Source organism: Niastella soli (genome assembly GCF_017742245.1).
In the GTDB taxonomy this organism is placed as follows: Bacteria; Bacteroidota; Bacteroidia; order Chitinophagales; family Chitinophagaceae; genus Niastella; species Niastella soli.
In genome coordinates this window covers 1,799,475-1,812,544 of sequence record NZ_JAGHKO010000001.1, presented here as the reverse complement: position 1 = coordinate 1,812,544, position 13,070 = coordinate 1,799,475, and the positions used below count along the sequence as shown (strand labels likewise).

The following is a 13,070-nucleotide window of genomic DNA, read 5'->3' as shown; positions in this document are numbered from 1 at the left end:
TAAGTATCAGTTAGTAATCTGCTGCTATCGGTAATTGTGCCAGCATTTCACGGGCAGAACGCACCTGTGTATTCGTGCTGTCTTTTACCACTTTACCATCTTTTAAAGTGACTGTTCTGCTGCTAAATGCCGCGATATCAGGTTCGTGCGTAACAAACACTATTGTTTTGCCCTGCTGATTTAACTCCTGGAACAGGGCCATAATTTCATAAGAGGTGCGCGTATCAAGGTTACCGGTTGCTTCGTCGGCCAGTATCATTACCGGTTCATTTACGAGCGCGCGGGCAATGGCTACCCGTTGTTGTTGTCCACCCGATAACTGATTCGGTAAGTGATCAAGCCTGTCGCCCAGCTTAACGGCTTCCAGGGCTTTTACGGCCCGTTCATGCCGCGTCTTGTGTGAAATACTTGAATTGTATAACAACGGCAACTCTACATTTTCCAATGCCGATGTACGCGCCAGCAGGTTATAAGCCTGGAACACAAATCCGATTTTATGGTTGCGCAATACGGCCAGCTCATTGCGCGATAGCTTCTGCACATCAACACCATCGAGCAAATAACTGCCCTCACTCGGTTTATCCAAACAACCCAGAATATTCAGCATGGTTGTTTTGCCCGAACCGCTGCTACCCATGATGGTTACAAACTCACCTGGTTCCACATCAAATGAAACCCCTTTCAATGCCCGCACAATCTCCACTCCCATCTTAAATTCACGCTTCAGGTCGTGTATGGATACTATTTTGTTTGACATACTTTTGTTTTAATTATGGCATTTTCAACCTTACTTCCTTCGGTCGCCGAAGCCTCGGCGTAGGTGACCTACCTCTTACTTCCCACTGACAGCCCTTCGACTCCGCTCAGGGTCTGGTCAACTTCCTACCTCGACCCACCACTACGGTTGCCTCCAGTACCACCGCCTCCGCCTCTGTTACCTCCACTGCCACCTCCCCGCCTTTGCGGCATAAACGGACTTCTTGGTGTACCAGCCCCCTTGTCTGCTGTTTCCAGTTGGTGTGAACCTGATACCACAACATCATCTGTAGTTAAACCAGCTAACACCTGCACGTTGGTATCATCCGTTAACCCGATCTTTATTTTACGCCGGGTAAGCGTGCTGTCCTTTTTCACCCATACCATTGCGGTCTTTCCTGTTTCAACTGTTTCCGAGGCATCGCGTCTTCCGTTGTTTTTCATAGCCGAACTATCTTTTGGTGCACTACTGCCTATGCGCATCGCTCCATTACGCTGGCCATCTTTAAAATTGCCACCCTCGATCGTATATTTATTATACAAGCTTGAGTCAGGCCGGAAGCGTATAGCTTTGGCGGAGACCAGCAGGGCATTGGAGATCTCCTGGGTGAAAACAGTGATGTTGGCTGTCATCCCTGGCTTTAGTTTCAGATCACCATTCGGCGCATCTATGATGGTGGAATAAGTTACCACGTTTGAGGATACACTTGGCCGCAACCGCACCTCATTTACATGGCCCTCAAATACATTATCAGGAAAGGCATCTACGGTAAAGGTCACTCGTTGTCCGTTTTTTACATTGCCTATATCGGCTTCATCAACTGCGGCCTGCACCTGCATTTTAGTTAAGTCTTTGGCAATTACAAACAAGGTTGGCGTATTCAAACTGGCAGCTACTGTTTGACCCACACTCACATTTCTTGTCAACACAGTTCCATCTATGGGCGAGTAAATATTTGCATAGTATAAATTTTGTTGGGCTGCTTTTAATTGCGCAGCAATACCACTCACATTATCATTGGACGCATTAAACTGATTTAATGCGATCTCATAATCTGCCCGACTGATAGCGCCCACGTCGAGCAATTGTTTTTGACGGTCAAAATTGCTTTTTTGATAATCCTGATTGGCCCTTGCCTGCCGCAGGTTGGCGCTGATCTGATCGCGCTGGGCCGATAAGATCGTCTTATCTATTTCAGCGATCAGTTGTCCTTTCTTTACTTTATCATTAAAATCAACATATACTTTACTGATGGTGCCAGACACCTGCGTACCTACCGAAACGGTATCTACCGGTTGAACGGTGCCGGTGGCCGTTACGCTGGTGGCAATTGTACCATAATAAGGCTGCTCGGTTTCCAGCACAACAGGCTTTTCTTTTTCCCTGAATTTCCAAAACCAGATGCCAACACCGGCAGCAACGATGACCAGCACCCAGATCAGCCATTTATATTTTTTCGTTTTCATGTATTTCCATTTATTATTAAAGATTCTAAAGGGCTACAGGTACGCCTGTATAGAATTCGTAGATCTTTTTATTAAGAATGGTATTGTATTTTGCCTGCACATATGCCTGCAATGCCTGCACATACAGGTTCTTTTGCGTAAGCAGGTCAATGGTATTAAAGGCGCCTAACCGCATCTGCTCATTGGTAATGTGAAAACTTTCCTGGTTGATCTTCCATTGTGATTCGGCCGACGTTAGTTGCGCCTCTGCATTCAATACATTGATATATGCCTGCTCAACGGCCTGATCGAGGGTGGTCTTAGTGCCCTGTAACGACAACTTAGCCTGCTCAATTTGTATTTTCGATCGCTCTATATTGCTCTTATTTATGCGGTTGGCAAAAATGGGGATTGACAGGGTTACACCCAATCGCTGATAGAAGTTATTATTTATCTGGTTAAAATATTTCAGGTCATTGTTATCTGAATAACCGGTTGAAATACCTGCCCCTATACTTACCACCGGTAAAGCGCCAGCGCGGGATTTCTCCAGTCCTACCTCTGCCGACTTCACGCCCAACTCACCATTCTTTATTTCAGGTCTTGAACTGACCGCCGCCGTTTCGGCTTCCGGCAACGAGATCACTGTTTGGGTAGTGACCAGGGTATCGGGTTGCACAATATCGAAACGAATTGAAGAGGGCAATTGCAATATTTGTTTTAACGTAACCAGATTGGTGCGGTGTGCATTGATGGCTGTGGTAAGATTATATTTATCATTAGCCAACGTGGCTTCCAATTGCAAATAATCCTTGCGCGACAGGCTGCCGGCATCAAACCTTTGTTTGCCCAGTGTTAACTGCGACTCCGAAGAAGTCACCAATTCCTGCAGGTAAACGATATTCTCCTTTTGTAATAATATATTGAGGTAGGCCTGGGTGATCTGCAGCGTAATGTCGTTCTCCGCCTGTTGTACATTTAACTGGGCACTTTCCAGTAATAGGTCTTTTTGCTTTACATCATTGTTCAGTAAACCGCCATTATAAACGATCAGGTTGGAACTCAATCCATAATTACCCGAGGCATTGGCCTGTGTGGCAAAACCACCCACTACCGGGTTGGCATTGTTGCTATTTACAACTGACTGGGTGAGGTTGGCTGATAAGTTGGGTAGCCTCGCTGCTCTTGCCTGTAAAAGGTCCTGCTCACTGGAACGCGCCCCCCAACGCAGGTCCCTGATGGTAATGTTATTCTTTTTAGCATAATCGAGACAGGTTTGCAGGTCCCATTTAAGCGGCCCAGCGGCCGTGTCCTGTGCATTCAGCGGAGTAATAATGCCTGGTAAAAGGCCGGCTATTAGTAAAAAATATTTCCACATACCCTTTATATTTATTTAAAATAGTATTGGTACTCTTATTTGAAGTGTTTAGAAAACATTTCCAGTGGTTAGTTAAAAGGTTTATCAACAGCTTAACATTTCATTTATCCCCTTCTATATTTCAACTGATAAACGGCACGGCAACCTGATAAATGGGAGTAATAAAAATGCCACGCTGACCTTTAAATGAAAGGCCTGCGTGGCATTAATTAATCTTATTTTAATGAGGAAATTATTCTACATAAGAAACTGAAGTAGGAAGTACGAGGTAGGGATTTCCGGTTCTTCTTACCTCTTACTTCTTACCTCCTAATTCCTACTTCAGTTCTCAAAATCGCTCCGTCAATTTCTTACTTACATATTCCTACGATACTGCCCTCCTACTTCAAACAAAGCATGGGTTATTTGACCCAATGAGCAATACTTAACTGTCTCCATCAGCTCTTCAAAAATATTTCCATTTTCAATGGCAACTTTTTTCAGGCGGCTCAACCTATTGGCCGATTGGTTCTCGTTGCGTTTCCAGAAGGCATGCAGGTTTTGTATCTGTTGTTCTTTCTCTTCTGAAGTGCTGCGAATTACCTCGCCTGGTAATACGGTAGGACTCCCCTTCTTGTTCAAAAATGTATTTACGCCAATGAGGGGTAATTCACCGTTATGTTTCAAACTTTCATAATACAGGCTTTCTTCCTGGATCTTATTGCGCTGATACATACGCTCCATAGCGCCCAGTACACCGCCACGTTCGGTAATGCGATCGAACTCAGCCAGTACGGCTTCTTCAACCAGGTCGGTCATTTCTTCAATAAGGAAGGAGCCCTGGATAAAGTTCTCGGTCTTTGCGCTGCCCAATTCGCGGTTAATGATCAACTGTATAGCCATAGCCCTGCGCACACTTTCTTCGGTAGGCGTTGTAATAGCTTCATCATACGCGTTTGTATGCAGGCTGTTACAATTGTCGTAAATGGCGTACAGGGCCTGCAGGGTGGTCCTTATATCGTTGAAATCTATTTCCTGGGCATGCAGACTTCGCCCTGATGTTTGAATATGGTATTTCAGTTTCTGGCTACGGTCGTTGCCTTTATATTTAAATTTCATGGCTTTGGCCCAAATGCGACGCGCCACGCGGCCAATTACGCTGTATTCAGGGTCCATACCATTGCTGAAGAAGAACGACAGGTTTGGCGCAAACTCATCGATATGCATGCCGCGGCTCAGGTAGTACTCTACGTAAGTAAACCCATTCGCCAGTGTAAAGGCCAGTTGAGTAATAGGATTGGCACCCGCTTCTGCAATATGATAACCGCTAATACTTACGCTGTAAAAGTTACGCACCTTTTGCTGAATGAAATATTCCTGCACATCTCCCATCAGCTTCAAAGCAAACTCGGTACTGAAAATACAGGTGTTCTGTGCCTGATCTTCTTTTAAGATATCTGCTTGCACCGTGCCACGTACCTGCGCCAGTGCTTCTGCTTTTATTTTTGCATAAACGTCGGCAGGCAACACTTCTTCACCCGACAGACCTAATATAGCAAGCCCTAATCCATTATTGCCCTCAGGCAGTCGTTCAGGCGCCGATGGATTGTAATAACCCGGTTTGGGCAGGTGTTTGAACTTTTCTGCTATTTTAGCATTTACCAGGTCCCACTGGCCATTTGCCTCGATCCATTTCTCACACAATTGATCAATAGCCGCATTCATAAAGAACGCGAGTATAATGGGAGCCGGCCCATTAATGGTCATGCTCACCGATGTTTTGGGATCGCAGAGATCGAAGCCGCTGTATAATTTTTTTGCATCATCTACTGTGGCAATGCTTACACCGCTATTACCTACTTTACCATAAATGTCTGGTCGTTGTGCAGGGTCTTCACCATACAGGGTAACACTATCGAATGCAGTAGACAATCGCCGCGCAGGTTGATCGAACGACACATAGTGAAAGCGTTTATTGGTACGCTCGGGACCGCCTTCACCGGCAAACATACGAGTGGGATCTTCCCCTTCGCGTTTCAGGGGGAACACTCCCGCGGTAAAAGGATATTCACCCGGAATGTTTTCCTGCAACTGCCACTTTAAAATATCACCCCAGTCGTTATACTTTGGTAAAACAACCCTGGGGATACGCGTACCACTGAGCGATCTGGTGGTCATTGATTGTTTGATCACTTTATCGCGCACCTGGTATTCAAAGAAGTCGGCCTTGTATTTTGTAACAAGCGCAGGCCATTGTTCAACCAGCTTTTTACATTCAGGATGTAATTGATCTTCCAGTTTCTTTTTAATGGCGGTTAATTCCTCTTTTACAACAGCAGACAATGTGTTAACTGCATGCAAAGTCCCATTTATTTGATATAACTGGGTTGCCAGCGCAGCCTGTTCTTTCACCCATACATCATATCCCCGGTTGGTATCGGCAATTTCTGAGAGGTATCGGACCCGTTTGGGCGGAATGATCTGTGATTTGGTAGTGGTGTCTTTTACATGTGCATGTACATCTATTTGCCCGAACTCAACGCCCGTTTTTGTTTTTATGGTAACTACCAGCTTTTCAAACAGCTCATTGATACCAGTATCATTGAATTGGGCGGCAATGGTGCCGATCACGGGCAGTTCCTCATCTTTGGCACTCCATAGACCATGATTGCGTTTGAACTGTTTGCGTACATCGTGCAGGGCATCCAGCGCACCGCTTTTATCGAATTTATTGATAGCAATTACATCGGCATAGTCGAGCATATTGATCTTCTCCAACTGGCTGGCCGCGCCATATTCAGGCGTCATTACATACAGGCTCACATCGCAATAGTCAAGTATGCTTACATCGCTTTGCCCAACCCCGGCCGATTCCAAAATGATAAGATCAAAAGCAGCTTCTTTACATACATCGATGGCTTCCTGTACGTGTTCGCTCAATGCTACATCGCTGTCGCGGGTAGCCAGCGAACGCATGTAGGCGCGGGGAGAATGTATGCTGTTCATCCGGATGCGATCACCCAACAGGGCGCCACCGGTTTTCTTTTTAGAGGGGTCAACAGAAATAACGGCCATTGTTTTTTCGGGAAAAGCATTCAGGTACCGCCGAACGACCTCATCCGTAACTGATGACTTACCAGCACCGCCAGTGCCGGTGATGCCGAGTACGGGAATACCTGTGGTCGATTTAGCAACAGGCTTTGCCCCGTTCATGTTATTTTCTGCATTGGAAATGGAACGTGAAATTTTCCTGATGTCTTTCCATTCACCCAGTTTCATTCCATTCTTAAAATTGGCCGGGTCGCCATTGACGGAGAAATCGCAGAGATGGATCACCTCTTCAATCATTCCTTCCAACCCCAATCTACGTCCATCGTCAGGACTGTAGATCCTGGTGATGCCATAGTTATGAAGCTCGGTAATTTCCTGGGGCAGAATGGTGCCACCCCCACCACCGAAGATCTTAATATGTCCACAGCCATTTTCCTCCAGCAGGTCTTTCATGTATTTAAAAAACTCCACATGGCCACCCTGGTAGCTGGTAATGGCAATACCCTGGGCATCTTCTTCAATAGCGCATTCAACGATCTCCGCTACTGACCGGTTATGACCCAGGTGAATGATCTCAGCCCCCTTCGACTGTAAAATGCGCCGCATTATATTAATAGCAGCGTCATGACCATCAAATAGGGAGGCAGCTGTAACTATCCTTACTTTATTAACAGGCATATAACTCATAATAGCATGCATTACATAATCGGCCTAAAGTTAGTTCAAAAACACTAATGATCGTTAGTATTATCTCGGACTTCCAACCAATGCTGATTTTCTTGCATAAAAGAGGTAACAAAATGCAAAAGTTCCGGGAACGATACCGGAAATTTTCGTTTGGTTTGCAGTGAAAATGAAATAGTTTCGGCCAACAAAAAAACATACCGGTAAAATGAAGCTTATACGTTTTGGAAAATCAGGGCAGGAGAAGCCTGGGGTGGAATTACCCGATGGAAAAAGAATTGACACCAGCGCTTTTGGTGAGGATTACACGGAGCAGTTCTTTACGAACAATGGTATTGCCCGTTTGGCTGCCTGGTTACAATCAAACCAGTCTACTTGTCCGGTAGTTGATGCCAGTGAGCGTTTGGGCGCCCCCCTGGCCCGGCCTTCAAAAATTATTTGCATTGGATTGAACTATGTTGATCATGCCAAAGAAACCAATGCGGCGATACCTGCTGAACCAATTGTATTTTTTAAGTCTACTACTGCCATGTGCGGTCCTTTTGATTCAGTAGTGATCCCAAAGAACAGTACCAAAACAGATTGGGAAGTAGAGTTGGCTGTAGTAATTGGTAAAAAAGCCAGTTACGTAGAAGAAAAAGACGCCAACGATTATATAGCAGGTTATATGCTGCACAACGATTATAGCGAGCGGGCATTTCAGTTGGAGCGCAATGGACAATGGGTAAAGGGTAAAAGCTGCGATACGTTTGCACCTTTAGGTCCCGTTCTTGCTACACCAGATGAAGTAAAAGACATTCATAATGTACGCTTGTGGCTTTCAGTAAATGGTAAAATGATGCAGGATGGCAATACCAGCAACCTGATCTTCAAAATACCGTTCCTGGTCTCTTATCTGAGCCAGTTCATGACCCTGCTCCCAGGCGATATCATCAGTACGGGAACGCCTGCTGGTGTAGGTTTAGGTCAAAAACCTGAGCCTTTTTATATAAAGGCTGGCGATATTATTGAGTTAGGCATTGATGGGCTGGGTACCAGCAAACAGGTAGCTGTAGCTTATAAATAGTTTATACTATGAAACGATATTGTCTTGCCCTGGACCTGGTTGACGATCCGGCATTGATTGCCGAATACGAGCGCCATCACGATACCATCTGGCCCGAGATCGTGGAGAGCATTAGATCGGCTGGCATCGAGGTGCTGGACATCTATCGCACGGGTAACCGGCTTTTTATGATCATGGAGGTCAATGACCATTTCTCTTTTGAAGAAAAAGGAAAAGCCGATGCCGCCAACCCCAAGGTACAGGAATGGGAAACCCTGATGTGGAAATTCCAACAGGCGCTTCCCTGGGCCAAACCCGGTGAAAAATGGATACTGATGGAAAAGATCTTTGGTCTTCCCTGAAAAAAGTAAATGCCATAACACATGAATACGAAAAAACAATACGCTGCTGCCTTCGACGATGCCAATGGTGGTGATCAACAGCAAGTAGCTGTGATCGATTCACATGTTCACTTCTGGAAATACGATAAAAAAACCTACGACTGGATAGACAATTCCATGAAGACCCTGCAACAGGATTATCTTCCGGAACACCTGGCGTTGGTTTCAAAAAGAAATAATGTAGATGGCGTGGTGGCCGTACAGGCAACCCAGTCAGAAATGGAAACCCATTTCCTGGTTGAACTGGCCAAAACCCATTCCATTATCAAAGGGGTGGTAGGTTGGATAGATCTGCAAGCCGATAACATCGCAGAGCGCCTGCAGTATTTTTCGCAGTACCCTACTATCAAAGGGTACCGGCATGTAGTGCAAGGCGAACCCATGGATTTTTTGGCCAGACCCAATTTCCGTCGTGGCGTGGCTGCATTGAAGGCATACAACTATACGTACGATATTCTCATCTTCCATAATCAGTTGCCACCTGCCATTGATTTTGTAAGGGCTTTTCCCGATCAACCATTCGTGATTGATCATTGCGCCAAACCCGACATCCGTCATAAAAAGATCGATGATTGGAAAGCAGGCATACAGGAGATAGCCAAATTCCCGAACGTGTGTTGTAAGCTGTCTGGTTTGTTTACCGAAACCAATTGGAAAGAGTGGAGTGCAGCCGATTTCTTCCCCTACTTCGATGTGGTGTTTGAAGCATTCGGCACTAACAGATTGATGTTCGGCAGCGATTGGCCTGTTATGTTGCTTAGTGGCATTTATGTACAATGGAAGAGTTTGCTGGAGAAATACATGGAAAGCTTTTCTGCAGAAGACAGGGAAAAAGTATTTGGCAGTAATGCCATTCAATTTTATAATTTATAACTAACATGGATTTACATCTCACCAACAAAGTATTTATTGTTACCGGAGGTGCCAAAGGGATTGGTGCTGCCATCAGCAGTTCATTGGCTGCTGAAGGTGGTATTGTAGTAATTGCAGGAAGAAATAAAACAGATAATCAGGCTAAAGTTGATGAAATTATAAAAGCTAAAGGGAAAGCTACCAGCATTGAAGCCGAACTGGCTGACCCTGCTGCCTGTAAAGCAGTAATAGATTTTACAGTGAAAGAATATGGCCGCATCGATGGCCTTATCAATAATGCCGGCATGAACGATGGCTGCGGGCTCGAAAGCGGTTCACCAGAAAAGTTCATGAAGTCGCTGCAAATAAACCTCAGCCATATTTATAACCTGGCGCACTATGCATTGCCTTACCTGAAAGAATCAAAAGGTACTATCACCAATATCGGGTCAAAAGTAGCAGACACCGGTCAGGGAAATACTTCAGGATATGCAGCATCAAAAGGCGGTATCAATGCATTGACCCGTGAATGGGCCGTTGAATTGCTGCCTTATTCAATCCGTGTGAATACGGTAATTCCCGCTGAAGTATGGACACCCCTGTATGACAAATGGATCAAAACTTTGCCCAACCCGAAAGAGAAACTGGAGCAGATCGTTTCTAAAATACCATTGGAAAAACGCTTCACAACATCAGAAGAAATTGCCGATATGACGGTATTCCTGGTGAGCGATCGTTCAAGTCATACAACCGGACAGATCATTTATGTTGACGGCGGGTACACCCATCTCGACCGTTCATTGACCTAATACATTACAAAGCCCCTGAACGAAAGTTTGGGGGCTCAATCTATAAATCCAAACTAAAATTCCCGATTGCATGGCCCTACCATCATCATCCAGTGCATCCCTCAATCAAGAACAGCGTAAGGGATATCTGTTCCCTTTCATTTTAGTGACCAGCCTGTTTTTCTTTTGGGGCTTTGTACATAACCTTGACCCGGTATTAATACCGCACCTGCGAAAAGCTTTTACATTAAACTATTTGCAATCATCCCTGGTCGATTTCTCAGTATTCATCGCCTATTTCGTAATGGCATTACCAGCAGGGTTTATAATGAGAAAGTATGGTTATAAATCGGGGATCCTGTTGGGATTATTACTTTTTGGTCTTGGCTCCTTATTATTTATACCCGCTGCCAATACCAGGGTGTATGCTTTATTTTTAGGCGCCCTGTTTATCATTGCCAGCGGACTTACATTCCTCGAAACTGCAGCTAATCCATATGCAAGTTTACTGGGACCAGCAGAATCCTCAACACAACGGTTAAACCTGGCACAGTCATTTAACGGACTGGCTGTTGTATTAGCTCCTGTAATCGGCGGCGAATTCATTCTATCTGGGAAAAATTTAAGCGATGTACAAAAAGCCGCTATGACGCCTCAGGCTTTAGATGCCTATCTGGCCTCAGAAGCAGCCACGGTAAAAGGGCCTTATTTAATTTTGGGCGCTATTATCCTGGTGGTGGCTGTGATCTTTGCATTTACAAAGCTGCCCGAAGTAAAGGAGGAAAAAGGTAAGCCATCGAGCTTTGCCCATGCAACTCGCCATAAACACCTAATATGGGCCGTAGTAGCGCAATTCTTTTATGTAGGTGCACAGGTTTGTGTTACCAGCTTTTTTATCAATATAGCGATGAAAGCCGCTAATATCGATGAAAAAACGGCTTCAAAATTCCTGGGGTATGGATACGGCATCGCATTTGTGGTTGGCCGGTTTGCCGGTACCTTCTTTATGAAATATATCAGTCCCAATAAACTGCTGGTGATTTACTCAGCAATAAATATTGTTTTATCTGCCATTGCCATTGTGAGCACCGGCATGATAACAGTATACGCGCTTATTGGGGTTGGATTTTTTATGTCAATCATGTTCCCCACCATTTTTGCACTGGGCATAAAAGGATTGGGCGCCGACACCAAAATAGGTTCAAGCCTGATCATTATGTCAATTGTAGGTGGCGCATTAATTCCACTTGGCATGGGCCGTATTGCCGATATCACCCATAATATTCAGAACGGTTATATTATTCCATTGATCTGTTTTATCGTGGTATTATTTTTCGGCTGGAAGGGATATAAAACAAATGCGGCTTAATGCCTCATTCTAACATTAAAACAATTTAATCATAACGGCCAGGCCAAACAGGTTTGGCCGTTAATACATAACTTGCGATCATGTTTCGACTCGACAATAAGACAGCCATCATTACCGGTGGCGGAAGCGGTATTGGAAAAGCCATTGCTACTGTATTTGCCCAACAGGGAGCCAGCGTACATATTTTAGATATGGATGAACAGGGTGCTACCAACGTGGTGAAAGAAATTACAACAGCTGGTGGTAAAGCGCAATTCTACAAATGCGATGTATCAAAACAAGCCGATGTAAAACAGATCGTTGATGGCATTGCTGGTAGTGGCACTATCGATATTCTCATCAATAATGCCGGTATTGCACACATTGGTACCGCCGACACTACTCCTGAAGCCGATTTTGACCGGTTGGTAAATGTAAATGTGAAAGGTGTTTACAACTGCTTACATACAGTTATTCCGCACATGAAACAAAACGGCGGTTCTATTCTTAATATGGCTTCCATTGCCTCACTGGTGGGTATACCCGACCGCTTCGCCTATTCCATGACCAAGGGCGCGGTAGTGGGCATGACGTTATCTGTTGCCAAAGATTATCTTAAATACAATATCCGCTGCAACTGTATTTCTCCGGCCCGTGTACATACCCCGTTTGTTGATGGATTCCTGGCAAAGAATTATCCTGGTAAAGAAGAAGAGATGTTTGAGAAATTATCGAAAACCCAGCCTATTGGCCGCATGGGCAAACCCGAAGAGATCGGTTACCTGGCCTTATACTTATGCTCCAATGAAGCATCCTTCATTACTGGTTGCGATTACCCCATCGATGGCGGCTTTACTAAGTTGAACAATTAAGAAATACTCGCTTAAAAGTATTTTATTATACATATTAAGTATCTGAAGTAGGAAGTATGAAGTAAGAAATTCGTACTTCCTATTTTTTTATACCGGCTGCCCCTGTCAACTTATTAACCCATCAAGCTACCCCTTCCCTACCATAAATCTGATAACCACCTCTATTTCAACTCACTACGAACATTTCCCCTACCCAACACCCAAATTCTACCGCCACCAACGGACATTTGACAGGGAGCTTACCCGCACCTTACAGGGATTTTCTCCCTTTGAGGTCCTTGTTAGGTCCTTGTGAGGTCCCTGTTAGGTCCTTGTTAGGTCCCTGTGAGGTCAAAAGGCAACCAGCAAAAATCTACCGTACAGTCTGCAGTAGATCTGTGTCCGGGTATAAGCCCAAAAGATGATGAAAAACCAGCCAATACCTAAAATATTTTAGCTTACAGCATTTTCGTATTTCAAATTGTCTTATT

General features: G+C 44.8%; 10 protein-coding genes. 6 read left to right on the top strand and 4 right to left on the bottom strand.

Annotated elements, in window-relative coordinates; translation table 11 throughout:
* Positions 1-10 precede the first annotated feature (10 nt).
* The 4 genes from J7I42_RS07460 to J7I42_RS07445 form a co-directional block, all read right to left on the bottom strand.
* A complete protein-coding gene (locus tag J7I42_RS07460; RefSeq protein ID WP_236065400.1) occupies positions 11-757 on the bottom strand; it encodes an ABC transporter ATP-binding protein in 747 nt (248 codons plus the stop codon).
* Positions 758-882: 125 nt separating this feature from the next.
* Positions 883-2,223, bottom strand: coding sequence for an efflux RND transporter periplasmic adaptor subunit (locus J7I42_RS07455; RefSeq protein ID WP_209138154.1), 1,341 nt, complete (start codon positions 2,221-2,223; stop codon positions 883-885).
* 25 nt (positions 2,224-2,248) lie between these two features.
* The gene (locus tag J7I42_RS07450) at positions 2,249-3,580 is read right to left on the bottom strand and encodes a TolC family protein (RefSeq protein WP_209138153.1); all 1,332 of its coding nucleotides are present in this window, start codon (positions 3,578-3,580) and stop codon (positions 2,249-2,251) included.
* Between the two features lie 354 nt (positions 3,581-3,934).
* Positions 3,935-7,297: a methylmalonyl-CoA mutase family protein gene (locus J7I42_RS07445; RefSeq protein ID WP_209138152.1), complete on the bottom strand. Its 3,363-nt coding sequence runs from the start codon at positions 7,295-7,297 to the stop codon at positions 3,935-3,937.
* A 205-nt stretch (positions 7,298-7,502) separates the two neighbouring features.
* Between J7I42_RS07445 and J7I42_RS07440 the strand changes: the two genes are divergently transcribed.
* The 6 genes from J7I42_RS07440 (at position 7,503) to J7I42_RS07415 (ending at position 12,600) form a co-directional block, all read left to right on the top strand.
* Positions 7,503-8,360: a fumarylacetoacetate hydrolase family protein gene (locus J7I42_RS07440; RefSeq protein WP_209138151.1), complete on the top strand. Its 858-nt coding sequence runs from the start codon at positions 7,503-7,505 to the stop codon at positions 8,358-8,360.
* A gap of 8 nt (positions 8,361-8,368) precedes the next feature.
* Positions 8,369-8,701: an L-rhamnose mutarotase gene (locus J7I42_RS07435; protein ID WP_209138150.1), complete on the top strand. Its 333-nt coding sequence runs from the start codon at positions 8,369-8,371 to the stop codon at positions 8,699-8,701.
* A gap of 21 nt (positions 8,702-8,722) precedes the next feature.
* Positions 8,723-9,613: an amidohydrolase family protein gene (locus J7I42_RS07430; RefSeq protein ID WP_209138149.1), complete on the top strand. Its 891-nt coding sequence runs from the start codon at positions 8,723-8,725 to the stop codon at positions 9,611-9,613.
* A 5-nt stretch (positions 9,614-9,618) separates the two neighbouring features.
* A complete protein-coding gene (locus J7I42_RS07425) occupies positions 9,619-10,401 on the top strand; it encodes an SDR family oxidoreductase (RefSeq protein ID WP_209138148.1) in 783 nt (260 codons plus the stop codon).
* A 70-nt stretch (positions 10,402-10,471) separates the two neighbouring features.
* Entirely contained in the window at positions 10,472-11,749 is a 1,278-nt protein-coding gene (gene fucP, locus J7I42_RS07420) for an L-fucose:H+ symporter permease (RefSeq protein WP_209138147.1), read from the top strand.
* Between the two features lie 80 nt (positions 11,750-11,829).
* The gene (locus J7I42_RS07415; protein WP_209138146.1) at positions 11,830-12,600 is read left to right on the top strand and encodes an SDR family NAD(P)-dependent oxidoreductase; all 771 of its coding nucleotides are present in this window, start codon (positions 11,830-11,832) and stop codon (positions 12,598-12,600) included.
* The last annotated feature ends 470 nt before the right edge of the window (positions 12,601-13,070 follow it).

What these genes read in the sequence shown, in the direction of transcription:
- J7I42_RS07460 (WP_236065400.1), bottom strand. Translation starts at nt 757, where the DNA reads ATGTCAAACAAAATAGTATCCATACACGACCTGAAGCGTGAATTTAAG.
- J7I42_RS07455 (WP_209138154.1), bottom strand. Translation starts at nt 2,223, where the DNA reads ATGAAAACGAAAAAATATAAATGGCTGATCTGGGTGCTGGTCATCGTT.
- J7I42_RS07450 (WP_209138153.1), bottom strand. Translation starts at nt 3,580, where the DNA reads ATGTGGAAATATTTTTTACTAATAGCCGGCCTTTTACCAGGCATTATT.
- J7I42_RS07445 (WP_209138152.1), bottom strand. Translation starts at nt 7,297, where the DNA reads ATGAGTTATATGCCTGTTAATAAAGTAAGGATAGTTACAGCTGCCTCC.
- J7I42_RS07440 (WP_209138151.1), top strand. Translation starts at nt 7,503, where the DNA reads ATGAAGCTTATACGTTTTGGAAAATCAGGGCAGGAGAAGCCTGGGGTG.
- J7I42_RS07435 (WP_209138150.1), top strand. Translation starts at nt 8,369, where the DNA reads ATGAAACGATATTGTCTTGCCCTGGACCTGGTTGACGATCCGGCATTG.
- J7I42_RS07430 (WP_209138149.1), top strand. Translation starts at nt 8,723, where the DNA reads ATGAATACGAAAAAACAATACGCTGCTGCCTTCGACGATGCCAATGGT.
- J7I42_RS07425 (WP_209138148.1), top strand. Translation starts at nt 9,619, where the DNA reads ATGGATTTACATCTCACCAACAAAGTATTTATTGTTACCGGAGGTGCC.
- fucP (WP_209138147.1), top strand. Translation starts at nt 10,472, where the DNA reads ATGGCCCTACCATCATCATCCAGTGCATCCCTCAATCAAGAACAGCGT.
- J7I42_RS07415 (WP_209138146.1), top strand. Translation starts at nt 11,830, where the DNA reads ATGTTTCGACTCGACAATAAGACAGCCATCATTACCGGTGGCGGAAGC.